The sequence below is a fragment of the Elusimicrobiota bacterium genome (assembly GCA_028718185.1).
Classification (GTDB): Bacteria; Elusimicrobiota; UBA8919; order UBA8919; family UBA8919; genus JAQUMH01.
Genome location: JAQUMH010000007.1, coordinates 1 through 25877, shown reverse-complemented (window position 1 = coordinate 25877; position 25877 = coordinate 1). Strand labels below are relative to the sequence as shown.

Here is a 25877-nt window from a genome sequence, read left to right as displayed (position 1 = left end):
ATGAAGATCGTAGTAGATGCAATGGGTGGAGATAATGCTCCGGCTGTAGTTGTTGAAGGAGCAATAGAAGCCGCAAAAATATACGGTAAGGAAATATTGCTGGTAGGAAATGAACGACAAATAAAAGAAGAATTAAAAAAATATAAAAACATTGATAACTTACCAATTCAAATAATCCATTCTGAAGAAGTTATTACAATGGACGATTCACCTGTTGATGCATATAGAAAAAAACCGAACTCATCAATAATAAAAGGAATTAAACTTGTTGCAAATGGACAGGCAGACGGTTTTTTTTCAGCAGGTAATTCAGGAGCAGTAAGTGCCGCGGCTCTGATGATATTAAAACGTATCGATGGAGTATCCAGGCCTGCTCTAGCCACAGTTTTTGTTACACAGAATAGACCTTGTGTTATAATTGATGTTGGAGCCAACGTTGATTCAAAACCGAAAAACCTTTTGCAATTTGCTGTAATGGGATCAGTTTATTGTGAAAATCTGTTAAAAATTGAAAATCCAAAAGTAGGCCTTCTGTCTATAGGAGAAGAGGCTTCAAAGGGCAATGAACTTACTCTAACTGCATACAAATTATTAGAAACATCCGGGCTAAATTTTGGCGGAAATATTGAAGGGCGGGATATAATTAAAGGTGAGATAAATGTTATTGTATGTGATGGTTTTGTGGGTAATGTAGTTATTAAATTGAGCGAAGGTATCGCAGAATTTTTAGTACAACTAATTAAAGATGAAATTAAGAAAAATCCTATACGTATTATGATGGCTACTCTAATGCTGCAAAGTGTATTTAAGCTTATAAAAAAGAAAATTGATTATGATGAGTATGGCGGAGCTCCGTTACTTGGTGTGAATGGAGTGTGTATTATTGGGCATGGTTCATCAAATGCCAAGGCGATAAAAAATGGCGTGAGGGTTTGTATAGAGTCTGTGAACAATAACATTATTAAGAACATAAAGGATGAAATTGCTAAAGTGAGTCATTTGACTAGTGGAGGCAATGACAATGGGAATTGAAATTATAGGTATTGGTTCGTATCTTCCTGAAAAAATATTGACAAATAATGACCTTGAAAAAATAGTTGATACTACCGATGAATGGATAACCACTCGTACGGGGATTAAAGAAAGACGAATTGCAAAAGACACTGAAGCAACATCTGATTTGGGAATTAAAGCAGCCAGAAAAGCGATAGAGAAAGCCAAAATATCGCCTGATGAAATAGATGCAATAATTGTTGCTACAATTACACCGGACATGTTTTTTCCATCAACCGCTTGTTTTATACAAAAAGAAATTAAAGCTAAAAATGCAGCTGCCTTTGATGTTAGTGCTGCATGTTCGGGCTTTATATATTCAATTGCAATTGCGCGGGATTTTATAAGATGTAATACATATAAAACCATTTTGATAATTGGCGCAGAAACATTATCGAGAATAACCGACTGGGAAGATAGAAATATATGTGTTTTATTAGGAGATGGTGCAGGTGCCGTACTTTTAAGAAAAACTGATTCTTCAAGTGACATACTTTCTACATATCTTAAAGCAGACGGGAATGCAAGTGATTTATTGTTTTTACCCGCAGGCGGTTCCCGGAATCCTGCAAGCCATAAAACAATTGATAATCGCCTTCACTATATGAAGATGGAAGGCAATAAAATTTTTAAAATCGCAGTTAGAGCTATGACCGAAGCTGCAATAAAAGCAATAGAAATGGCAAATATTACTTGTGATGATGTAAAACTTATAATTCCACATCAGGCAAATATTAGAATTATTGAAGCTGTAGCAGATCAGTTAAAAGTTCCCATGGAAAAGGTATTTTTAAATATTCATAAATATGGAAATACTTCTGCTGCATCTACACCGATAGCACTTGAAGAAGCAATTTCTGAAGGAAAAGTTAAAAAAGGCGATATTGTAGTTCTTGTTGCATTTGGCGGTGGTTTGACCTGGGGGGCGACAGTAATTAGATTATAATTGCCTGTTGATTTTTAAGCGGGTCTTGAAAATAATATATGGATAAACTTGCTTTTGTTTTTCCCGGACAAGCATCACAATATATAGGAATGGGGAAGGAATTTTACGACAAATATTCTATAGCTAAGGAAACATTTGATAGTGCAAATGATATACTTGGTTATGATTTAAAAAAAATTATTTTTGAAGGACCTTTAGATTTACTAACTCAGACAAAATATACCCAACCAGCTGTATTTACAACGTCTGTTGTCTGTCTTAGAGTATTTAATTCTAATTTTCAGATACCAATTTCAAGTTATTTTTCAGCAGGACATTCTCTTGGCGAATATGCAGCGATTGTATCAGCAGGGGTTTTATCTTTTGAAGACGGGCTAAAACTTGTTAATAGACGTGCGGAATTTATACAAAATGCTTGTGAGGAAGCGAAAGGTACAATGCTGGCAATTTTAGGAGCCGAAAGAAGTATAGTAGAAGAAATATGTACAGAAGCTGGTAAATTGGGTGTATGTGAAGCTGTGAATTTCAACGCACCGGACCAGATAGTTATTTCCGGAGAAACTGCAGCGATTGAAAAAGCAAAACAAATTGCAAAAACAAAAAAAGTAAAAGCTATACCACTTTCTGTTTCAGGTGCATTTCATTCATCTTTAATGAAGAAAGCGCAAGTAAAAATGACAGAAGAAGTACTGAAGTATAGTTTTAAAAACCCAAAGAACCCAATAATTACAAATTGTGATGCGGAAATAACAACTATAGCTGAAAAAATAGCCGAGAAACTTGTAAAACAAATTACTTTACCGGTTCTATGGGTTGATTCTATAAAAAAGATGATTTCAGGTGGGTGTGAAACATTTGTAGAATTTGGTCCGAAAAACGTTATTTCAGGAATGATAAGAAAAATATCTCCGGTTTCTAAAACTTTAAATATAGAAAACGAAATAACTTTAGCTAACACGCTGGAGGCGTTAAAATGTGTGAACAGAAATTAAAAGATAAGGTTGCGATAATTACAGGCGGGGCGCAAGGTATAGGCAGGGCAATTGCTGAAAAACTTGCAGGTGAAGGGGTAAAAGTAGTAATTGCTGATGTCATGGAAGGTGATGCCAAGAAAACAGCTGATGAAATAGCGAGTGAAAAGAATGTTGAAACATACTCATTAAAAGTAGATGTTTCATCGTCACAACAAACTGAAGAGATGGTAAAAAAAACAGTTGAAAAATATGGAAAAATTGATATAATTGTAAACAATGCCGGGATAACCCGTGACAATCTTTTAATAAGAATGTCGGATGATGAATGGGATAAAGTAATAGCAATTAATCTAAAAGGTGTTTTTAACTGTTCAAAAGCAGCGGCAAAGATAATGATGAAGCAACGGTGCGGAAAAATCGTTAATATTGCTTCCGTAGTCGGTTTAATGGGGAATGCAGGGCAGTCAAATTATTCTGCTTCTAAAGGCGGTGTAATTGCTTTAACAAAAACGTTGGCACGTGAATTAGCGTCAAGAAACATAACGGTAAATGCCGTTGCACCGGGATTTATTAAAACAGCCATGACAGATAAACTTTCGGAAGATGCAAAAAAGAAACTCACTGATATTATTCCCTTAAGTCGTTTAGGGGAACCGCAGGACGTAGCAAATTTGGTTGCATTTTTATGTAGTGAAGAGTCATCATATATAACAGGAGAAATAATTTCTGTTAATGGTGGAATGTACATGTAAGAGACACACGAACATAGCCACGAATTGAATCACGAACAATACACGAATAGCAAATAGATTTAATTCGTGATAATTCGTGATAGTATTCGTGATGTTTTATGCGTGAATTTTTGGAGGTGTTTATGGTAGATGTAGAAACGAAGGTAAAGGAAATTGTAGCGGAACAGTTGGGTATAGATGTGGCAAAGGTTGTTCCTACCGCATCATTTATAAATGATTTAGGAGCTGACTCATTAGATACCGTTGAATTGGTTATGGCGTTTGAAGAATCTTTCGGGCTTGAAATTCCTGATGATGAAGCTTCCAAAATTACAACAGTTGGACAAGCAATTGATTACATAAAAGCACACGGAAAATAACGAAATAAATAATTTTCGCGTTTCGCGTATAGTTATGGATAATCAATGTCTGTATTGTACGGCTGAAGGATATTTATTTCAGATTAAAGCAAATGTAATTTTGAGTTAACGCTTTTAATAGTTAGTTTTCGTTTGTTATAATGGAGAAATTATGCAAAAGAAGGTTGTTGTTACCGGTTTGGGAGTAGTATCACCGATCGGTATAGGAAAAGAAAATTTCTGGAAATCCCTTATTGAAGGTAAATCAGGCGCAGGATTTATTTCCCATTTTGATACTACTAATTTTTCAGTAAAAATCGGATGTGAGGTAAAAGATTTTAATCCTGATAGTTACATAGATAAGAAAAAAATAAGACGAATGGATAGGTTTGTTCAGTTCGCTATTGTCGCTTCAAAACTTGCGGTAGAAGATTCCGGGATTAATTTTTCCAAAGAGAATCCTGAGAGATGCGGTTCAATTGTCGGAAGCGGTATTGGCGGTATGCAGACTATTGAAGACCAGGCAAAAGTACTTTTAGAAAAAGGTCCCGGAAGAATATCACCATTTCTCATCCCGATGCTTATAACAAATATGGCACCCGGGGAAATTGCCATGATGTTCAACTTACAGGGACCTAATTATTCAATATCTTCAGCATGTGCAACTTCAACGCATTGTATAGGTGACGCTTTACGGCTTATGAGGTATGGCGATATGGATGTGGCGGTTGTAGGTGGAACAGAAGCTGCCATAACTCCTTTGGGTTTTGGAGGATTTTGTGCTATAAAGGCTCTTTCTACAATGAATGACGAACCTCAGAAAGCATCGCGTCCTTTTGATATAAAAAGAAATGGATTTGTGATGGGTGAGGGTGCAGGAATAGTAGTCCTTGAAACTGAGGAACATGCAAAGAAAAGAGGTGCAAAAATCTATTGTGAACTAGCCGGTTATGGAGCTACTGATGATGCATATCACATAACAGCGCCGGAACCAAATGCTATTGCATCCTCAAGGGCAATAAAATTAGCAATAAATGATGCAGAACTTAAACCTGAAGATATTGATTATGTTAACGCACATGGTACTTCAACGATACTCAATGACAAGATAGAAACTATGGCGATAAAAAAGGCATTTGGTGAGCATTCAAAGAAATTAGCGATATCTTCTACTAAATCTATGATGGGACATCTTTTGGGAGCAGCAGGAGCGGTTGAGATTATTGCAACTGCTCTTTGCATGGAACGGGGATATGTTCATCCTACCATAAATTATGAATTTCCGGATACTGATTGTGATTTAGATTATGTACCTAACAAAGCACGACAAAAACAAATAAATGCAGCAATTTCTAATTCACTTGGTTTTGGAGGACATAATAGTACAATAGTTGTCAAAAAGTATGATTTTAAATAATAACGATATTTTACAAAAAAAAATAGGTGTAAAATTCAAAAATATTAATTTCTTGAATATTGCGCTTACACATAAATCATATGCTGTTGAAAATAACCTTAAAGAATTTAATGAACGTATGGAGTTTTTAGGTGACGCCATTTTATCGGCAGCAACGGTTGTATATCTTTATCAGAAATATCCTAATTTTAACGAAGGCAAACTATCAAAAATGAAATCTTCAGCAGTCAGCAGAACGACATTGAATTTAATTGCAAGAAAATATGATATATCTAAATTTGTTAAGATTTCAAAAAGCGAAGAAGCAACCGGCGGGCGGGAAAAGGAATCAATATTAGCCAATACAATGGAATCTATTATTGGCGCAATATTTCTTGATAAAGGTTATAAGACTGCTGAGAAATTTGTACACGTTGTGTTAAATAAACACGGAATTACAACGTCTGATTATAAATCAGAGTTGCAGGAAATTATTCAGTCAAAGTACAAATTAATTCCGAACTATAGTGTAATAGAAGAAAAAGGTCCGGATCACGATAAAATATTTAAAATGGCTGTTTTTATAGACAAAAAGCAGCTTGGGACCGGTTTTGGCAAGTCAAAAAAAGAAGCAGAACAAAACGCTGCAAAGAATGTGTTATCTAAGATTTAAAAAGGAGATTTTGTGGATTATTTTTTAACTGATGAACAAAAGATGATTGTTGAGTTGGCACGGAAGGTTGCACAAGAAAAAATTAAACCTGTAAGACAGCATTATGATGAAACCGGTGAATTTCCATGGGAAATTGTTAAGGAACTCTCGCAGGCAGATTTGATGGGACTTTACATTCCTCAAGAATACGGCGGGTTTGGCGGCGGGGTAATGGAGTTGTGTCTTGCAGTAGAGGAACTTTGCAAAGTTGATGGTGGTATAGCTCTTTCGCTTGCAGCCACTGCACTTGGAACATTCCCGATACTTTTATTCGGTAGTGATGAGCAAAAAAAGAAATATCTTCCTAAAATTGCAAAAGGTGAAATACTTGCAGGTTTTGGTTTGACTGAACCCGAGTCAGGAAGTGATGCGGGAGCGACAAAAACAACTGCAAGGAAAGAAGGCGATTTTTATATTTTAAACGGTACAAAATGTTTTATTACAAATGGCGGGGTTGCAGAGGTCTATGCTGTAATAACGATGACTGATAAAGCAAGAGGTTCCCGTGGTGCATCTGCATTTATAGTCGAGAAAGGAACACCTGGTTTTTCATTCGGTAAAAAAGAGAATAAAATGGGTATCCGCGCATCGGCAACCTGTGAACTTGTATTTCAAGATTGTAAGATTCCAAAGGCAAACCTTTTAGGAAAGGAAGGTGCGGGTTTTATTGTTGCAATGAAAACACTTGACCAATCACGGCCTGGTGTAGCTGCTCAGGCACTTGGAATAGCAGCAGGAGCACTTGATGAAGCATTAGAATATGCTAAAACAAGAAAGCAATTTGATCATCCTATTTCATCATTTCAGGCAATCCAGCATATGTTAGCGAATATGGCAACAGAAGTTGAAGCGGCAAGGACTTTAATTTATGCAGTTGCACGGGCGATTGATAAAGGTGATAAAGAGGTTTCAGGCCCTTCTGCAATGTGTAAACTTTTTGCATCAGATGTTGCTATGCGAGTTACAACAGATGCAGTTCAAATTTTCGGCGGGTATGGTTATATGAAAGAATATCCGGTTGAAAAAATGATGCGTGATGCTAAAATTACACAGATTTATGAAGGAACAAACCAAATACAAAGAAATGTCATAGCACTTGATTTAATAAAAAAATCTGCAAAAAAGAAATAAATAGCGTTCGGGAACAAATTTCTTTGAATATCGCTCGGGAGCTTGTCTCGCAGAACCGTGTCCAGCTTGTGCTGGCACTCTCACTCGTTCCGCTGAATGTTTTAAGCGGAACTCCGTGAAGTTCTGCTCAACAACTCCCTCGCTAGAATGGACTTTTTCCCTAACTTGGCGATTGAAAAGGTTGGAAAATAATATGAATATTATAGTTCTAATTAAGCAGGTTCCGGCAACAACTGATGTGAAAATTGATGAAAAAACCGGAACTTTAAAAAGAGAAGGGGTAGAGGCGCAGGTAAATCCTTTTGATATGTATGCTGTTGAGGAAGCGATACGGTTGAAAGAGAAATATTCCGGAAAAGCAACTGTTTTAACTATGGGTCCGCCACAGGCAGAAAAAGCGCTTCGTGAATGTCTTTCTATGGGTTGTGATGAGGCTATCCTTGTTTCTGACAGGGAATTTGCCGGTTCTGATACTTGGGCTACATCTTATACTTTGTCACAATCAATAAAGAAGTTCGGTTCTTACGATGTTATTTTATGCGGGAAACAAGCTATTGATGGTGATACCGCACAAGTAGGACCTGGAGTTGCAGAAATGCTTGATATACCGCACATAGCATATGTTAAAAAAATAGAAAAAATAGAAAATAATAAAATTACAGTTGAACGAATGATGGAAGATGGTTATGATTTGATTGAATCACCGGTTCCATGTCTTTTGACTGTAGTAAAAGAAATAAACACGCCACGACTTCCGTCTCTTAGAGGGATGATGTTTTCTAAAAAAGCAGAAATTAAGCATTATACAGCAAAAATGATTGAGGCAGATAAAACAAAGTTAGGGTTTTCCGGTTCTCCAACGAATGTAATGAAAGTGTTTTCTCCATCACAAAGAAAGGGTGGGGAACGTATTGCAGGAGAGCCGTCGGAACAGGCAGTAAAATTAGTAGCTAAATTAAAGGAAACGAAAATTATTTAAAATACGCTCGGGAATAAATTTCCTTGAAACGCTCGTTAGAAGTCGCTCTGCAATTTGCTCCTGGAACAAATAAGTCGCAAATTGAGGTTCTTCGGAAGTTTTTCCCTCGCTCATGATTAAAAAGGTGAAAAAATGTCTAAGATATATGTAATATCTGATAAGTGTATCGGTTGCGGGCTTTGTATTAAATCTTGTCCTTTTGCGGCGATTACTTTAACTGCCAGACCGGATAAAAAAATAAAACTTGCTGTAATTGATGAATTAAAATGCAATTATTGCGGGGCATGTCTTGATGCATGTAAGAAATACCAGGCAATTGTTATTGAGAAAGATGATATTGTTTCTAAAACCTCAGACATTGGACAATATAAAAATGTTTGGGTTTATGCAGAGCAAAGACATGGAGAAATTTCACCGGTTGTATATGAACTTTTATCAAAGGGTAAAGAGTTAGCAGATAAGCTTAAAGTTCAGTTATGTGCTATCTTAATGGGAAATAAAATTGAAAGCAAAGCTATTGATTTAATTAACCATGGAGCAGACAAAGTTTATTTATATGATGATGAGATATTAAATGAATTCCAGGATGATCCATATTCAGAACTTTTAGCACAACTTATCAAAGAAGAAAAACCGGAAATAATTTTAATGGGTGCAACTAATATCGGAAGAAGTTTTGCATCACGAGTAGCTGCTAAAATACGAACAGGACTTACCGCTGATTGCACCGGTCTGGACATTGACCCTAAAACACGATATTTAATGCAAACCCGCCCCGCTTTTGGCGGAAATATAATGGCAACAATATTAACAAAAAATCATAGACCTCAAATGGCTACAGTAAGACATAAGGTTTTCAAAAAAGCAGAAAAAAGAGAAAATGCAAAAGGTGAAATAATAAAAAAGACATTTGATAAAAGCAAAGTAAAAAATAGAACAAATTTTCTGCAGTTTGTTGCTGATTTATCGCAAAAAGTAAATCTTGCCGAAGCGGATATAATCGTTTCAGGTGGGAGAGGACTTGGAAAACCCGAAGGTTTTCAATTAATAGAAGAATTTGCTAAAGCGATTGGAGGCGCAGTCGGTGCTTCCCGTGCTACTGTTGATGCCGGTTGGATTCCCTATTCTCATCAGGTAGGTCAGACAGGGAGAACAGTTGCACCTAAAATTTATTTTGCTTGCGGAATTTCAGGGCAAATCCAACATCTTGTTGGAATGCAATCCTCCGAAACGATAGTTGCAATTAATAAAGACCCCGAATGTCCGATGATGAAACTTGCCACGTATGCCATTGAAGGCGACCTCTATCAGGTAATTCCAGAAATAGTTAAAGAAATTAAGAAGTAATATACTTCACAGATGTTCATTAAAATTGTCGTCTGACAGATTGTCATTGTGAGACCGAAGGTCGTGGCAATCTCGTTTTTTATAATACAAAAGGGATTGCTTCACTCCGTTCGCAATGACGGCAAATGTAAATGTACTTATCAAAAAAATCTGGAACATTTTTCTAAATAAATCGTCTAACTATATAGTAGATGGATAATAATCAAAACCACGTTGAAGAAAACAATCTTGTAAAAAAAGCGAAAAGTGGCGATGTTAATGCTTTTGAGAAACTTATTTCTATACATCAGGAAAGAATATATAATTTTGCATATTATCTAACCGGAAATGAACCTGATGCCAGAGACCTTTCACAGGATGTTTTAATAAAAATATTTTGTTCAATAAATAATTTTGAAGAGAAATCAAGATTTTCTACATGGGTTTGGCGAATAATCCATAATACCTTTTTAGATGAATGTAAAAGTTCATATAAAAAGAATTTATCTCAATCAATATCATTAGAATCTATTTTACATGTTAAAGATGAAAGAGATTGTCCTGAAAAGGAAGTAGAGAAAAGCCAGTTTAGTGAAAATGTAGAACAGACATTATTAAAGATACCGGTGAAGTATCGTATTACAGTAGTAATGTATGATATACAAGGATTTTCATATGACGAGATTGCCGAAATTAGTAAATCTTCTATAGGTACGATAAAATCGAGGTTAAATCGTGGAAGAAAATTACTTAGTAAAATGATTATGAAATCCGGAACATTTTTTTAAATAAATCGTCTAATATAGTGAAGGAGCAAAAAGATGAATATACTAAACTGGTTTAAATGTAGGAAGGTTAAGAAGATTTTAAATGATTATCTTGCAAATGGTCATATTTCAGCAGGTGAAAGAAATAAAACTGAAAGTCACCTCTCAGTTTGCAGTAAATGTTCTTCAGAGTTAGCAATACTTCAAAAAATACAAAACACATTAAAGACATCTGAAGTGAAAAAATTACCTGTAGGTTATACACATGAACTCCACTATAAACTCGTAAAGGCTGCTACCGAATCCCGGCAAAAAGTTACCTCAAATTTCACATTAAGGATATTATATCCGCAATTAAAATATGCCGCTATCTGTCTATTGTTTTTTCTATTAATACCTGTATATAAAATATACAAAAACAAAAAACAAACAATTGAACCCGGTATTATAACTACACTCAACCTTAATCAAATCAGTGTATTTAAGCTTCGTATAAATAGTCTGACAAAAGTAAACCAAGCTACGGTAAAAGTAGAATTATCAAATGGAATCAGATTTGTAAAGAATGGACAGATAAATGCAGGACAGGAAGAAATTGAATGGTGTGGTGATTTGGATAAAGGTGAAAATATAATAGCAATTTATGTAATTGGAGTTAAACCTGGGAATTGGTCAATAAATGCAAGTATAAAACAAGATTCAATAGAAAAAAAAATAAAAGTCCCATTTTCAATAATATAAGTTAGGGAAAGGAGGACTTATGTTAAAAAAAATCTTAATATTGTTAATAACAGGTACAGTTGGGTTAGGGTATTTATTTTCTTCACCACCAACAGTATCTATTTCTACACCTACTAATGGAGCAAATGTATCAGGAAGTACAGATATAAATGTTAATGCATCGGATGGTGATGGTATAAGTAAAGTATTGTTTTATATAGATAGTGTATGTAAGTCAACTGATACGGGTTCTCCGTATATGTGGACTTGGGATACTACGTTATATACAAATGCCGCACATACAATTACGGTTAAAGCTTATGATACTTTTGGAACATCAACAAATACTGCTACGAACACAAGTACTGCAACAATCAGTGTTACTGTTAATAATAATGATATCACACCGCCAGTAGTAAGTGGAGTAACACCAATTAATGTAACCAGCAGTTCAGTAGTAATAACATGGACAACAAATGAGTTAGCCAACAGTAAGGTAGAATATGGCTTAACGACAATTTATGGCAGTGAAACGTCAGTGACAGATACCGGCGGTGTATTCACCCATAATGTTCCACTAAATGGGCTTGCTGCGAACACAATATATCATTATCGAATAGTGACAGCGGATATGGCAACTAACCCAACAACGACTGGTGATTACAGTTTTACAACATCTACGGCACCATCAGATAATCCACCTACTGTAAGCATATCTACATATACAAACGGCAATACAATAGCGGGACTGGTAAATATAACCGGAGTGGCATCTGATGACCATGGTGTAAGCCGGGTAGAGTTTTACATAGATAATGTATGCAAATCAACAGATACAAGTGCCCCATATACATGGAGTTGGGATACAACGGTATATTCAAATGTTTCGCATACAATTAAGGTGCTGGCGTATGATACAATAAGCCAGTCAACCAGCAGTCAAATCAGTGTTACGGTTAATAACAATGTAGCGGACAATCCGCCTACTGTAAGCATATCTACGTATACAAACGGCAATACGGTAGCAGGATTGGCTAATATAACTGCAATAGCATCTGATGACCATGGAGTAAGCCGAGTAGAGTTTTACATAGATAATGTATGCAAATCAACAGATACAAGTGCCCCATATACATGGAGTTGGGATACAACGGTATATTCAAATGCCTCACATACAATTAAGGTGCTGGCGTATGATACAATAAGCCAGTCAACCAGCAGTCAAATCAGTGTTACGGTTAATAATAGTACTGTCACAGTAAACACTCCGCCTGTTGCAAGTGACCAAAGTGTTAGTGCAACCAAAGATACAGCCAAGACAATAACCTTGACTGCGAGTGATGCAGATGGTGACTTGTTGTCATACAGTATTGTTACCTCACCTGCTCATGGGACACTGGAACAAATGATAACTATACCAGAACAGGAAAATTCAAAATGCACCTATACACCAGCTAGCGGATATACAGGAACAGATAGTTTCACTTTCAAGGTGAATGATGGTAAAGTTGACAGCAATATAGCAACAGTATCTATAACTGTAGTTGCACCGGTAGCAGACAATCTGCCAACAGTATCTATTACCAGTCCTGCTAGTGGCGCAACTGTATCTGGTAATGTTAATGTTACTGTAAGTGCATCAGATGATAACGGTGTAACTCAGGTCAGTTTCTATATTGACAATGTTTTCAAAAGCACTGATAGTGTTACTCCTTATTCCTGGTCATGGAATACTACCGGATATTCAAATGGTTCTCACATAATTAAAGTAATAGCAACTGACACAGCCAATCAAACCACTAATACCGAAATTACAGTTACAGTTTCTAATGTATATACTATCGTAAATTCAACTCCAACAAATATAGGAATTACTGCTGAAATAAAACCAACAGATACTGTTATTAACCCTGTAAGCGGACAATCTACTAAAATCAACTTTACAGTTGGAGGTAAAACAGCACAATTTGGAGAGGTTGTACATGTAACAGTGGCAATATATAATGCAAGAGGAGAAAAGGTAAAAACCCTAATAGATGAAGACATGGCTGTCGGTGCCTATCAATCTATGTGGAACGGGAGAAATTTTGAAGAAGACATTGTTGCAAGCGGGGTTTATGTTGTCAGAATGAAAGCTGGAAAAGATAGCGTAAGCAAAAAAATTGTAGTTATCAAATAATCAAGGACAAAGCACCTCGCACTTCTTAATAAAAATGTCCCTCAGGGCACAAAATAAAAGAGGTGCGGGGTGAGTTTAAACAGAAAATTCATAATGAAAATAAAATATATTATTATAAAATACAAAACCTATAATAAACTCCAATAGGAGAACTTAATGTTCCTGAGGGACTTAATTGTTGTAACCTTTTTTTTTCAATCCTGTACTATATTGTATTCTTCTGGTACAAGTACTAGCGGTGGTACTCTCCTTAAACAATATGTTGGCGGTCGTGCTTCTTCAATGGGCGAAGCGTATGTAGCAATATCCGATGATTTATATGGACTTCACTATAATCCTGCTGGAATGGCTAATTTGGAACGAGAATTTACATGTACGTATTTTCAAGAGCCGGAAGTAAGTTTTAATTATGGCCTGGTTGGATATGGTCAAAATATTGGCAAAATGGGAGTATTAGCTGGAAGTGTATTTACATATGATGCCGGGAAAATTGAATGGGAAGATGACAGCGGTAATGTATCCAAGTTAAGTGTTCAGAGGGATTATCTTTATACCCTTGGTTATGCAAAGGAAATTCTATATAATTTTTCAGTAGGGGTTAATGCGAAATTATTTTCTTCTACTTTAGTAGAAAAATATAATGCTACAGCATATGGTGCGGATATTGGCGGGTTATATATAACTCCTGTGGAAGGGTTAAGTGTTGGTACGGTTATGCAAAATATAGGTACACCAATAAAATATATTGCAGTATCAGACCCTATGCCAACCACTTTTCGCGTTGGAGTTGGATATCAGTTAAGCTTATCCCAGAAGACTGATTTAACAGTTGAAATGGATATTGTGAAGCCAAATGATAGTGATATTAAAGAAAATGTCGGTTTAGAATGTTGGATTGGAGATATGCTTGCTTTAAGAGCTGGATACAAGATAGGGTATGATCTGGAAAACTATAGTTTTGGTTTAGGATTTGAGTGGTCTAAAATTAAAATTGATTATAGTATGGTGTCACGAAAAAATTTAGAAATCGTTCATATTTTTTCAGTTAGTCTAATACAATTTGGAAGCAAAGATGAAGAGGTAAAAGAGGTAGATAAAGAAAAAGTCAGTGAGGAAATTGAGGAAACTCCCAAAGTTGTATATCAACCACCTATTTCCAAAAAAGAAAGAAAAAGACTTTTAACTGATGAAGTTAATTCCCTGTGTTTAGAAGGTATGTATTTAGAAGCGCTGTCAAATGTTGACGATTTACTAAAAACAGAACCTACAGATAACAACATTCAAAAATTGAAAGTACAACTCAGAAAAATAATTGCAATTATTTTCCGTGATGCGGAAAAAGGCAAAATCCATAATTTAATTAGAAAAAGTATTAATTCGTATTTAAGAATAGAAGGGAATGAAAGAATTGCTGTGTTTGCAATTAAATATGCACAACAGATAGAGCCTGAAAACCAGACTATCGGTAAACTGTCAGAATTTATGGAACAGGAATATCCAGGTATAGCTAAAAGAGAAACGACAGTTAAAGGAAAGACAATTATTGAGCAAAAACTCAAGACAGCTCTTGATTGTATCTATAATAATGATTACGAACGGGGAATTATGGAATGTGAAGATGTCTTAGAATTAGAACCTGATAATGTGCTTGCATTAAAACGTGCAGGTTCTGCTTATTATGCTCTTAATAATAAAAACATGGCAATAAAAATGTGGAAACAAGCAAAAAAAATAGACCCATCAGACCCCGAAATAAGTGAATTTTTATATAAAGTAAGATAACATTCTCCTGTAAGTTCCTCTCCGAAAACAGCAAATAACTAACCAACATAAGTTAATGCCGATCGAGGTCGGTAACTACAACAACACTGTAGTGGCAGAGCTTGCTCTGTCTTCATCTTTCAAATTTCTATGATATAAATCATCTTCTGTAGGCTGTTAAATTTTCCTAACCAATATTATCTTCGAAAAATAATATCTACTGGACATAAATAAAAACAGAAAAATATTTTAACTCTGGAACATTTTTTTTAATAAATCGTCTAACGTAATAGAAAGGTATAGTGACTTAGGAGGATGTAAAAATATTATTGCAATTTGCATCATTGGTATTAAATCTAAGAATCGGTCGATAAAAGCAAAAGTAGAATAATGTTAACATAAGCAGTCATAAAATAACTGAGGGACATATTAAATAACGGAGGTTTTATGGCAAAAAGAAGTTTGTTGTTTTTAGTAGTAGGAATGATAGAGTTAAGTTGTTTATTTGGAACTCTATCAGCAGCAGACAATCCACCAACAGTGTCTATAACAAGTCCAGCTAACGGTGCAACGGTATCTGGTAGTGTTAGTGTTGCTGCTAATGCGACAGATGATGTAGCAGTAACGCAAGTGGGTTTTTATGTAGATAATGTATTAAAATCAATAGACACCTCAGCACCATATGCATATTCATTAAATACGACAGCATATACAAATGGCAGTCATACGATAAAAGCAGTTGCAGTAGATACGAGCAGCCAAACAGCGACTAGTCAGATATCTATTACGATAAATAATGTAGTGGTTCCACCGATAATTTCTACACCTACACCAGCAGACACCACACCACCATTAGTAAGTGCAGTAACATCAACAAATATAACGAGTAGTGGAGCATTGATTAAATGGACAACAAATGAGTTAGCCAACAGTAAGGTAGAGTATGGTTTAACGACAAGTTATGGTAAGGCAACGCCACTGGCAGATGTCAATGGTATATACTCACATAGTGTTACACTAAGTGGTCTTACTGAAAAGACACTTTATCATTACAGGATAGTAACAGTAGATATGGCAGGTAATCCAACAATGACTGGTGATTATAGTTTTACAACTATATCATCGCCAGTAGATAATCCACCAACAGTATCTATTACAAGTCCAGCTAACGGTGCAACGGTATCCGGTAGTGTTAGTGTGACCGCTAATGCGACAGATGATATAGCAGTAACGCAAGTCGGTTTCTATGTAGATAATGTATTAAAGTCAATAGACACCTCAGCACCATATGCATATTCATTAAATACAACAGCATATACAAATGGCAGTCATACAATAAAAGCGGTAGCAGTTGATACGAGCAGCCAAACAGCGACTAGTCAGATATCTGTTACGATAAATAATGTAGTGACTCCGCCACCGGTAGACAATCCGCCAACAGTATCTATAACAAGTCCAGCTAACGGTGCAACGATATCCGGTAGCGTTAATGTAACCGCTAATGCTACAGATGATAAAGCAGTAACACAAGTTGATTTTTATGTGGACAATGTATTAAAGTCAATAGATACATCAGCACCATATGCATGGTCATTAGATACAACAGCATATACAAATGGCAGTCATACAATAAAAGCGGTAGCGGTTGATACAAGCAGTCAAACAGCGACTGCCCAGATATCCGTTATGGTTAATAATGTAGTGACTCCTCCGCCAGTGGACAATCCACCAACAGTAACTATAACAAATCCGGCAAATGGTGCAACGGTATCCGGTAGTGTTAGTGTGACCGCTAATGCGACAGATGATATAGCAGTAACGCAAGTAGGTTTCTATGTAGATAGTGTGTTAAAATCAATAGATACATCAGCACCATATGCATGGTCATTAAATACAACAGCATATTCCAATGGTAGTCATACAATAAAAGCAGTAGCAGTAGATACAAGTAGCCAAACAGCGACAAGTCAGATATCTGTTACAGTTAATAATGTAGTTATTTCTACACCTACACCTAACACAGCACCCGTATTAAGTTGGACAGGTGAGCCTAATTACCCAGGAGCTCGTGGTTTGTATCCTGAGACAGGTACAAGCACTACTACATTTGTGTATAGAGTAAAATATACAGATGCGGACAATGATGCACCTAAAACAGGGTATCCAAGAGTGCATATAGAGAAAGGTGGAATACAGATAAGTGGCAGTCCGTTTGTAATGACAGCGGTTGACACCAATGCATATAGTAGTGGTCGTGTGTATAGTTATGCAAAACAACTAACGGAATTAGGCAATGATTACTCCTATAAATTTGAAGCGCAGGATATAAATAACGCAATAGCAACAGGAGTAACTGCAACATGGCAAGTAGATGCACCAGATGTGTCAAATACTCCGAACAACCCGCCTGTGGCGTATAACCAAAGTGTTAGTACACCTAAAGACACAGCTAAGACAATAACCTTGGTTGCGACTGATACAGAGACTGATTCGTTAATATACTACGCCATTATAACTCAACCTGCTCATGGAACACTGACAGGTAATGCGCCAAAGCTAATCTACACACCAGCGAGTGGATATACAGGGACAGATAGTTTCACTTTCAAAGCAATGGATGGTGATTTATTTAGTAATCTAGCAACTGTATCTATAACCGTAGTTGCGCCGGTAGTAGGCAATTCGCCAACGGTATCTATTACAAGTCCTGCTAATGGCGCAAAGGTATCCGGTAGTGTTAATGTAACAGCGAATGCGACAGATGATATAGCTGTAACGCAAGTCGGTTTCTATGTAGATAATGTATTAAAATCAATAGATACATCAGTACCATATGGATGGTCATTAGATACGAAGGCATACTCCAATGGTTCGCATACAATAAAAGCAGTTGCAGTTAATACGAGTAGTCAAACAGCGACTAATCAGATATCTGTTACATTTGACAACGCAGCAGTGCATATTTCAACATCTACAGCAGGTCGTGGAATAAGAGCTGTTATTGGACCTAAAGATACTGTTATAAATCCCATGACTATGGGTGGGCAGAAAATGAAAGTTAATTACAGTATTGGAGGGAAAACAAATCAATCTGGTGAAATGGTCCATGTTACTGTTACAATCTATAATGCGAGGGGCGAATTTGTGAAAACGCTTATAGATGAAGATATGGCTGTTGGCGAATATCAGTCAATGTGGGATGGCAGGAATTTCGAAAATGACATTGTAGCAAGTGGAGTATATATCGTTAGGATAAAAGCAGGCGATTTTACTTCAAGTAAGAAGATAGCAGTAGTTAAATGATTTAGTAGATAGTAGATAAATAAAACTCCGCATTCTCTCAGTATGATTACTAAAAGAGTGCGGAGTTTTTATTTGTTTACTTAACATGCTTTTCAGTCTTTTCTGGTTTTTCGGTCTTTTCAATATCAACATCTTTATTAACTTCTTTTTTTGCGTTCATCGTGCATTTTCCCTCAAAAATAGCACCTTCCTGTACTGAAAGCGTTTGTGCTTTTATATCACCATAAATCCTTGCAGTTGGGAGTAATTCTAAATTATCTGTTGCTATAACATTCCCTGACACTTCACCTCCGATAACAATAAATTCAGCTTTAACATCTCCTGTAATTTTTCCGGTTTTACCAATAATGACACCGTTAGATTCTAATATATGCCCATCGACAAGTCCATCAATACGCATACTTTTTTCTGATGAAACATCTCCTTTAATTTCCGTGCCTTCAGATATAATAGTTTCAACTTTACCAATAAGCTCCTTTTTCCCAAACATTTTACCCCCAGAACAACAACAAATTGCGTTCATATGTTCATGTGTTGACATGTTGAAATGTGAACAAATGAACATGTGAACGTCTTTTTTTAGATGAACGTCTTTATTTTAAGATTGCTTTTTGCTCCCGAATAACACCAAACTGCGTTCACGTGTTCATGTGTTGATATGTTGATGTGTGAACAAGTGAACAAATGAATGCCTTTATTATTTTAGTGCTGCTTCTGTTAAATATCTTTGTGGATTTGTCGCTAATCCATTTTTCCAGATTTCATAATGAAGATGCGGGGCTGTTGCAGAACCGGTAGAGCCGATTAGAGCAATCGTTTGTCCTTTTTTTACTTCCTGTCCTCGTTTGACAAGAATTTTAGAGCAGTGACCGTATCTTGTCATATATCCCCAGCCATGTTCAATAACAACTAATTTTCCATAACCGGGTTGCCAGTCAGCAAGGATTACTTCTCCGTCAGCAGAAGATTTTATCGGAGTTCCTCTATCGGCAGCGATATCAATTGCCAAATGAATTTCTTTATACTTTTTTATCGGGTGAATTCTTGGACCAAAACCACAAGTAATATTTCCATAACAGGGCATTAATGATGGTGTTGCTGACCATCTGGATTTTTCGGTTTTTATAAAATTGGTCGTTTCTTTGAAATCAGTATTGAGACTTTGTGTCTCATTCTCAAGTGCAGATAGGTGTTGCTTGAATTCCTGGGGGGTGATGATTAGTTTTTTTTCAGAAAGGTATGTTGTTATTCTTTTAAGTTCAGATACTGTAGGTCCGCCAGATAAAATGATTGCCTTTTTGTTTTTAAGTCCAAGCATTTTTTTTAATTCCCTGTCCATTTCCCTCAAATTATCAGCCATTTGTCTTGCTTGAAGCATTTCTTTAGCAAAATATTCTGTTTCTTTTGAAAGAGTTTGATTCTCGGTTTTCATTGCCCAGTAGTCAATTTGTTTGTTAATTATTAACCCTGCCCAACCAACGATACCTATCAAAATAAAAATCAATGATGCAATAAACTCTTTAGAAACGTCCATTGTGATTGTTTTTGCCATTGAATGTGGAACAATCATTATTGTTAGCATTTTGTATTTTGATTTTTTCATAAATCCTCCAAAGCTAAAAAAACCCGACTAAAAATCATCTATAAGCAAGTATAAAGTATTTTCATTGTTTTGTCAAGAATTTTATTGATTTTTAGGATAAAATTTGATATATTGAGACCACTGAAAAAGTCATAAAATCGGTTGGGTTTAAAGAAATTATGGAAATTTCAAAGATTTACGAACCAAAAGAAGTTGAAGAAAAATGGCTTAAATATTGGGAGAAAGAAAGACTTTTCAATTCAGAACCCGATAAAAAAGAACCATTTACAATAGTAATTCCTCCGCCTAATGTGACAGGTTCTTTACATATTGGGCATGCCCTGAACAATCTTCTTCAGGATATACTTATCCGATTTAAAAGAATGAATGGTTTCAACGCTTGCTGGGTCCCGGGGACTGACCACGGTGGAATTGCCACCCAAAATATTATTGAAAAAGAATTAAAAAAAGACGGCAAAAAACGGGATGATTTCAGCAGGGAAGAATTTACTAAAATTATGGTAGATTGGGCTCAAAAAACGAGCAATACAATTTTGAGTCAGTTAAAGAAAATGGGATGTTCGTGCGATTGGGACAGAACTTCATTTACAATGGATGAAAAACGTTCAAAATCAGTTAACTATGCTTTTATAGAACTTTACAATAAAGGATTGATTTATCGAGATACTAGATTTGTCGACTGGTGTCCGAGGTGCGAAACTGCTCTAAATGAAAGTGAAGTAGAGCAGGAAGATGAAAAAGGCAAACTTTGGTATATAAAATATCCGATACAAAATGAACCTGACAATTACATTACTGTAGCAACGACACGTCCGGAAACTATGCTTGGTGACACTGCTGTAGCTATAAATCCAAATGATGAAAGATATAAGAAATTTATTGGTAAAAGTGCCATTCTTCCTTTGGTAAATCGTATTATACCTATTATAGCGGATGAAATGGTTGACCCAAAGTTTGGTACCGGTGCAGTAAAAATAACACCTGCGCACGATTCAAATGATGATGCTATAGCAAAAAAACATAATCTTATTTACATTAACGCCATTGATAAAAAGGCAAGAATTACAAGCGATATAGTAGTTGATTTAAATAGAAAAGAAATAAAAAACAATGAAGTTGCCGATTTAGTAGGTAAAGACAGGGATGAGGCAAGAAAAATTATAATAGAACGACTTAACAAAAATCAATTTTTAGAAAAAGAAGAAAATTATACGGGCCCAAAAAAAAGATGTTACCGTTGCAATACTATGGTTGAATCGTTCACATCTGAACAATGGTTTATGAAAATGTCTGAAATGGCTGGACATGCAATTGAGTCTTCAGGAAAAGAAGAAACGAAATTCTTTCCGGAAAAATGGTCAAAACCATATCTCCTGTGGCTCGAAAATTTAAGAGATTGGTGTATTTCCCGTCAAATATGGTGGGGACATAGAATTCCATTGTGGTATTGTTTACATTGTGCAGGCAGTAATATAATTGAAATAAATCCTGAAAAAAAAGGAATTAACCCTAGTATAGAAATAAGAGTGAATGAAGGGGAATCTATAGAAAATATTAAAAATGGTCTTAAAAAAAATAAATATTTTGTTGCTAATGTTTCGAAACAAACAAAAGGTGTTTATGCGTCGGTAACTCAACCGGGTAAATGTTCGATTTGCGGTAAATCAGATTTTGTTCAGGACCCGGATGTTCTTGACACATGGTTTTCTTCTGCACTTTGGCCTATGTCCGTTTTTGGCTGGCCTGATGAAACAAAAGAATTGCAATATTACTATCCAACTGACGTTCTCGTAACCGGTCATGAAATTTTATATTTATGGGTAGCAAGAATGATTATGATGGGTTTGGAATTTAAAAATGAAGTGCCTTACAGTGATGTTTATATTCACGGTATAGTTCGTGACTCCAAAGGCAAAAAGATGTCAAAATCATTAGGTAATGTAATTGACCCTTTAACTATAATGGATAAATATGGAACCGATGCTCTGCGGTTTGCTCTTGCCTTCCAGGGAATTCCAGGAAGAGATATGCAAATATCAGATGAGAATTTTCTCATGGCAAGGAATTTTGCCAATAAGTTATGGAATGCTTCAAGATTTATTCTGATGAATATGGAAACGCAGATTACCGATTTAAAGAATTCAGATTATGCAGATTTGGAATTGACGGACAAATGGATTCTGATAGAATTAAATCTAACAATAAAAGGTGTTACAACAGCAATAGAAAATTATAATTCAGCAGAAGCATCCCGGTTACTTTATGAATTTATCTGGTCAAAATATTGCGACTGGTATTTAGAATTTTCAAAGGTCAGGCTTTATGGTAAAAATGAAACCAAGAAATTAATAGTGCAGGAAATTTTAATAGAAATTCTAGAAAAAACATTAAAACTGCTTCACCCAATAATGCCTTTTATAACTGAAGAAATTTATCAAAGTATAAAAAAACAAGATAAAAGCGTTATGATTTCGGAATATCCACAAGCGGAAAACAAAGTCATCGATTTATCCGCCCAAGCAAAAATGCAAAAAGTTATAGATATAATTACTGCAATAAGAAATATTCGTTCAGCTATGAATATAAAGTTATCGGATTTTGTAGACATTGTTATTAAAGCTTCCGGAGAAACAAAAGATATTATTTCTGAAAATATGCAGCACATAATTTCCTTGGCAAAAGTAAAAGAGATAAAAATTACAGATACTACCCGGAAGCCGGAGTTGTCCGCTTCGGCAATTACCGGTGATATGGAAATATTTGTTCTTTTAGAAGGTAAAATAGATTTTGAAGTAGAAAAGAAGCGATTAGGGGTGCAGCTGCAAAAAATCAACCAGGAATTAAAAGTTTATGAATCTAAAATATCGAATGATAATTTTATTAAAAAAGCAGACCCTGAAGAAGTTGAAAGGGTGAAACAGAAGATGCAGGAGACATTAGAGAAAAAAAATAAAATCGAGGAAATAGTAAGAGATATTGGAGGTGTGAAATGAGTAAAAATGTTTTTGTGTTAGGGCTGGTTGCCGGTGTTTTGTTGGTTGGATGTGCAAGTTATGTATTGAGACCTGATAAGGTTGTGGTTTCTCAAAACATTAAAAAGATTGCTATTTTAGAGTTCAAAGATGAAAGAATAGAGAAAGAAAAAGCAAAGTACCAGAACCCGTCAAAAATAATTCAGGAAAAATTAATAGCAGGATTATCGCGGGACGGTAAATTTCAGGTCATTGAACGGGAAAATATTGATAAGATAATTGCCGAGCAAAAATTTCAGGCAACGGGGATAACCGATGTTGCAACAGCTGTTCAGCTTGGAAAACTTGCAAATGTTGATGCTATGATTTTTGGAAGTATTACACAATACGGGAGAACAATTTACCCGAGAGCAGTATTACAAGTAACGTTAAAGGTAGTAGAAGTTGAGAGCGGAGTTATAAAATCATCAGTTGAGTTGCGGGCGACAAAGAGCAACTGGATTTATCCAATAGAATTACTCTCGGATGTCGTAAATGCCGGAATAGAAAAAATAGTTAAGAAAATATCTGTGGAGGATAAAAAATGAGGTTAGACGGAAGAAAATTTGATGAACTGCGGAAAATGAAAATAATAAGAAATTTTCAAAAATTCGCAGATGCATCTTGTCTTATCCAATGCGGAAATACCAGGGTTTTATGTGCAGCCACAATACAGCGGTCAGTTCCACCGCATCTTAAAGATTCCGGTACCGGCTGGGTTACTGCTGAATATTCACTTCTTCCGCGGGCAGGAAACACAAGAACTTCGCGACAGCGGTCAATTTCGGCTGGTAGAACGCAAGAAATACAACGATTGATAGGAAGATCTCTAAGGGCGGTTGTAGATTTACAATCTTTAGGAGAACAATCTGTTTTACTTGATTGTGATGTTATACAAGCAGATGGTGGAACCAGAACTACTGCAATCAACGGTGCATTTATTACACTGTATGATGCCTTGAATAAAATGAGGAATGAAGGATTAATTGAAAGAATTCCCATAAAAAATTATATTGCTGCAGTATCTGTCGGAATTACTGATGATAAAGTTCTTTTGGATTTATGTGCTAAAGAAGATAATGGCGCAGATGTCGATATGAATGTTGTTATGACGGATACGGGAAGATTTGTTGAAATTCAGGGAACAGGAGAAGAAGCGACTTTTTCACAAAGAGATCTTGAAAGGATGTTATTTGTTGCTAAAAAAGGTATTTTGGAAATTATAAAAATACAAAAAAATGTTATTAAAAAATAAAATTGTACTTGCCACTCAAAATAAAGATAAAATTAGAGAAATAAAGGAAATTCTTGGAAGTAGATTTAAAATAGTAACTTTAAAGCGATTTCCGGAAATAGTTGAAGACAGAAAAACTTTGGAAGAAAATGCTATCAAAAAAGCAAAAACAATAAATAAATTGACCAAAGAATTAACACTTGCAGACGATAGCGGGTTAGAGGTAGATTTTTTAAATGGTAAACCGGGTGTCCGTTCAGCGAGATTTGCAGGTTCAAATTGCAGTTATGAAGATAACAATAGAAAACTTTTAAAACTTCTTAAGGATGTTCCATATAAAAAAAGAAAAGCAAAATTTAAAACAGTAGTTGCTATTGTGTTTCCGGATGGTAGAGTAAAAACAGCTGAGGGGTCAGTTTTGGGTTACATCACCGAAAAACCCAAAGGAACAAACGGTTTCGGTTATGACCCTGTGTTTTATTCCCCAAAACTTAAGAAAACATTTGCTGAAATTATAACTACCGAAAAAAACAAGATAAGTCATAGAGCAATTGCATTTAAAAAAGCTAAACAAATATTGTTGAAACAATTAGTTAAATAGAGATAAATTTGACATTAGTAGGATTTTTTCTTATAATTTTAATTACGGGGTGTAGCTCAGTTGGCTAGAGCGCTTGCTTTGGGAGCAAGAGGCCGCTGGTTCAAGTCCAGTCACCCCGATTTGATGTGCAATATTGACATTTCGTTAGAAAAGAATATAATAATATAAGTTCAATATAAGTGAATGCGGGAGTAATTCAGTGGTAGAATGTCTCGTTGCCAACGAGAATGTCGCGGGTTCGAGCCCCGTCTCCCGCTTTTGTAGTACGGTGCGGTACCCAAGTGGCTAAGGGAGCAGTCTGCAACCCGCCACAGATTTGTTGGCGGGCAAATCCGCCATAGATTAAATCCGCCACAGTAAATAAATGCAAGAAAATGAGTTTTATGTCTATGTTTTGCGTAGTGAAAAAGATAATAAGTTATATGTAGGATATACTTCTGATTTGGAGCTAAGATTTAAACAGCATAATAGCGGATTAGTAGATTCAACAAAATTTAGACGACCATTTAAATTGGTACATTTTGAAAAACACGAAAATAAGAATGTATCTCAGAGTAGGGAAAGGTTTTTTAAGTCAGGAAAAGGTAGAGAATTTCTTAATAGGTTAATTACGAAAAAATCAGGTTGATGGTGCGGTACCCAAGTGGCTAAGGGAGCAGTCTGCAAAACTGCGATTCGGCGGTTCAAATCCGCCCCGCACCTAAAAGGAAAGGGGCAGTCTGCAACCCGCCATAGATTCAGTGGCGGGCAAATCCGCCCCGCACCTTTGTAAAGCAATTAAGAATTTAAAGTTAAGAATTGAGAATTTAGAGTAAATGTAGAATTCTTAATTCTTAATTTGTAATTGATTTTTATGGGCGGTTAGCTCAGTTGGCTAGAGTACTTGCTCGACACGCAAGGGGTCACAGGTTCAAATCCTGTACCGCCCAAATAATACTTAACAAGTTAGATTGCTTCGGCTACGCCTCGCAATGGGCTTAATAGTATTTTTGTGTTGTTTTTTTAACCCTTAAAATATTGTATAATCGTCTGAAAAAGTAAAAAATAGACTTTACAATATCAAAGGGGTTTAATAATGAACAAAAAAACAT

The 25877-nt window shown here is 35.8% G+C and carries 22 protein-coding genes and 4 tRNA genes; 24 read left to right on the top strand and 2 right to left on the bottom strand.

What is annotated here, in order from left to right:
- The 15 genes from plsX (at window position 1) to PHE88_09040 (ending at window position 18337) form a co-directional block, all read left to right on the top strand.
- A complete protein-coding gene (plsX, locus tag PHE88_09110) occupies window positions 1–1032 on the top strand; it encodes a phosphate acyltransferase PlsX (protein MDD5687973.1) in 1032 nt (343 codons plus the stop codon).
- On the top strand, window positions 1022–1999 hold the full coding sequence (locus PHE88_09105) for a ketoacyl-ACP synthase III (GenBank protein MDD5687972.1): 978 nt from the start codon (window positions 1022–1024) through the stop codon (window positions 1997–1999). Before plsX ends, PHE88_09105 begins: the two co-directional genes overlap by 11 nt.
- Before the next feature lie 38 nt (window positions 2000–2037).
- Window positions 2038–2991 (top strand): ACP S-malonyltransferase, encoded by a 954-nt coding sequence (gene fabD / locus PHE88_09100; protein MDD5687971.1) that lies wholly within the window; start codon window positions 2038–2040, stop codon window positions 2989–2991.
- Complete coding sequence (gene fabG / locus PHE88_09095) at window positions 2973–3725, top strand: 3-oxoacyl-[acyl-carrier-protein] reductase (protein MDD5687970.1); 753 nt, start codon at window positions 2973–2975, stop codon at window positions 3723–3725. Before fabD ends, fabG begins: the two co-directional genes overlap by 19 nt.
- Before the next feature lie 122 nt (window positions 3726–3847).
- Window positions 3848–4084, top strand: coding sequence for an acyl carrier protein (gene acpP, locus PHE88_09090; GenBank protein MDD5687969.1), 237 nt, complete (start codon window positions 3848–3850; stop codon window positions 4082–4084).
- A gap of 151 nt (window positions 4085–4235) precedes the next feature.
- On the top strand, window positions 4236–5480 hold the full coding sequence (fabF, locus tag PHE88_09085) for a beta-ketoacyl-ACP synthase II (GenBank protein ID MDD5687968.1): 1245 nt from the start codon (window positions 4236–4238) through the stop codon (window positions 5478–5480).
- Complete coding sequence (gene rnc, locus PHE88_09080; protein MDD5687967.1) at window positions 5467–6132, top strand: ribonuclease III; 666 nt, start codon at window positions 5467–5469, stop codon at window positions 6130–6132. The genes fabF and rnc overlap by 14 nt, the downstream gene beginning before the upstream one ends.
- Before the next feature lie 12 nt (window positions 6133–6144).
- Complete coding sequence (locus tag PHE88_09075; protein MDD5687966.1) at window positions 6145–7302, top strand: acyl-CoA dehydrogenase family protein; 1158 nt, start codon at window positions 6145–6147, stop codon at window positions 7300–7302.
- Window positions 7303–7495: 193 nt separating this feature from the next.
- Window positions 7496–8281, top strand: a complete 786-nt coding sequence (locus PHE88_09070) for an electron transfer flavoprotein subunit beta/FixA family protein (GenBank protein ID MDD5687965.1) — start codon at window positions 7496–7498, stop codon at window positions 8279–8281.
- A gap of 132 nt (window positions 8282–8413) precedes the next feature.
- Window positions 8414–9628 (top strand): electron transfer flavoprotein subunit alpha, encoded by a 1215-nt coding sequence (locus PHE88_09065; GenBank protein MDD5687964.1) that lies wholly within the window; start codon window positions 8414–8416, stop codon window positions 9626–9628.
- A 191-nt stretch (window positions 9629–9819) separates the two neighbouring features.
- Entirely contained in the window at window positions 9820–10395 is a 576-nt protein-coding gene (locus PHE88_09060) for an RNA polymerase sigma factor (GenBank protein ID MDD5687963.1), read from the top strand.
- A gap of 33 nt (window positions 10396–10428) precedes the next feature.
- A complete protein-coding gene (locus PHE88_09055) occupies window positions 10429–11115 on the top strand; it encodes a hypothetical protein (GenBank protein ID MDD5687962.1) in 687 nt (228 codons plus the stop codon).
- A gap of 19 nt (window positions 11116–11134) precedes the next feature.
- Window positions 11135–13273, top strand: coding sequence for an Ig-like domain-containing protein (locus PHE88_09050; GenBank protein MDD5687961.1), 2139 nt, complete (start codon window positions 11135–11137; stop codon window positions 13271–13273).
- A gap of 156 nt (window positions 13274–13429) precedes the next feature.
- The gene (locus PHE88_09045; protein MDD5687960.1) at window positions 13430–15055 is read left to right on the top strand and encodes a PorV/PorQ family protein; all 1626 of its coding nucleotides are present in this window, start codon (window positions 13430–13432) and stop codon (window positions 15053–15055) included.
- 426 nt (window positions 15056–15481) lie between these two features.
- Window positions 15482–18337 carry an Ig-like domain-containing protein gene (locus tag PHE88_09040; protein ID MDD5687959.1) on the top strand — a complete coding sequence of 952 codons (2856 nt, stop codon included), beginning with the start codon at window positions 15482–15484 and terminating at the stop codon, window positions 18335–18337.
- Between the two features lie 76 nt (window positions 18338–18413).
- On the opposite strand, the gene PHE88_09035 is transcribed toward PHE88_09040, so the two are convergent.
- Entirely contained in the window at window positions 18414–18827 is a 414-nt protein-coding gene (locus PHE88_09035; protein ID MDD5687958.1) for a polymer-forming cytoskeletal protein, read from the bottom strand.
- 207 nt (window positions 18828–19034) lie between these two features.
- Window positions 19035–19940, bottom strand: a complete 906-nt coding sequence (locus PHE88_09030; protein ID MDD5687957.1) for a M23 family metallopeptidase — start codon at window positions 19938–19940, stop codon at window positions 19035–19037.
- Window positions 19941–20098: 158 nt separating this feature from the next.
- Between PHE88_09030 and PHE88_09025 the strand changes: the two genes are divergently transcribed.
- The 9 genes from PHE88_09025 (at window position 20099) to PHE88_08985 (ending at window position 25715) form a co-directional block, all read left to right on the top strand.
- Window positions 20099–22933, top strand: coding sequence for a valine--tRNA ligase (locus PHE88_09025; GenBank protein ID MDD5687956.1), 2835 nt, complete (start codon window positions 20099–20101; stop codon window positions 22931–22933).
- Window positions 22930–23499: a CsgG/HfaB family protein gene (locus PHE88_09020; GenBank protein MDD5687955.1), complete on the top strand. Its 570-nt coding sequence runs from the start codon at window positions 22930–22932 to the stop codon at window positions 23497–23499. The genes PHE88_09025 and PHE88_09020 overlap by 4 nt, the downstream gene beginning before the upstream one ends.
- Window positions 23496–24206: a ribonuclease PH gene (rph, locus tag PHE88_09015; GenBank protein ID MDD5687954.1), complete on the top strand. Its 711-nt coding sequence runs from the start codon at window positions 23496–23498 to the stop codon at window positions 24204–24206. The genes PHE88_09020 and rph overlap by 4 nt, the downstream gene beginning before the upstream one ends.
- Window positions 24190–24786: an RdgB/HAM1 family non-canonical purine NTP pyrophosphatase gene (gene rdgB, locus PHE88_09010; protein MDD5687953.1), complete on the top strand. Its 597-nt coding sequence runs from the start codon at window positions 24190–24192 to the stop codon at window positions 24784–24786. The genes rph and rdgB overlap by 17 nt, the downstream gene beginning before the upstream one ends.
- Window positions 24787–24831: 45 nt before the next feature.
- A tRNA-Pro gene (locus PHE88_09005) sits at window positions 24832–24905 on the top strand.
- 66 nt (window positions 24906–24971) lie between these two features.
- Window positions 24972–25043: transfer RNA gene (locus tag PHE88_09000), tRNA-Gly, on the top strand.
- A 107-nt stretch (window positions 25044–25150) separates the two neighbouring features.
- On the top strand, window positions 25151–25414 hold the full coding sequence (locus tag PHE88_08995; GenBank protein MDD5687952.1) for a GIY-YIG nuclease family protein: 264 nt from the start codon (window positions 25151–25153) through the stop codon (window positions 25412–25414).
- 1 nt (window position 25415) lies between these two features.
- Window positions 25416–25488 (top strand) — tRNA-Cys (locus tag PHE88_08990).
- Between the two features lie 153 nt (window positions 25489–25641).
- Window positions 25642–25715 (top strand) — tRNA-Val (locus PHE88_08985).
- The last annotated feature ends 162 nt before the right edge of the window (window positions 25716–25877 follow it).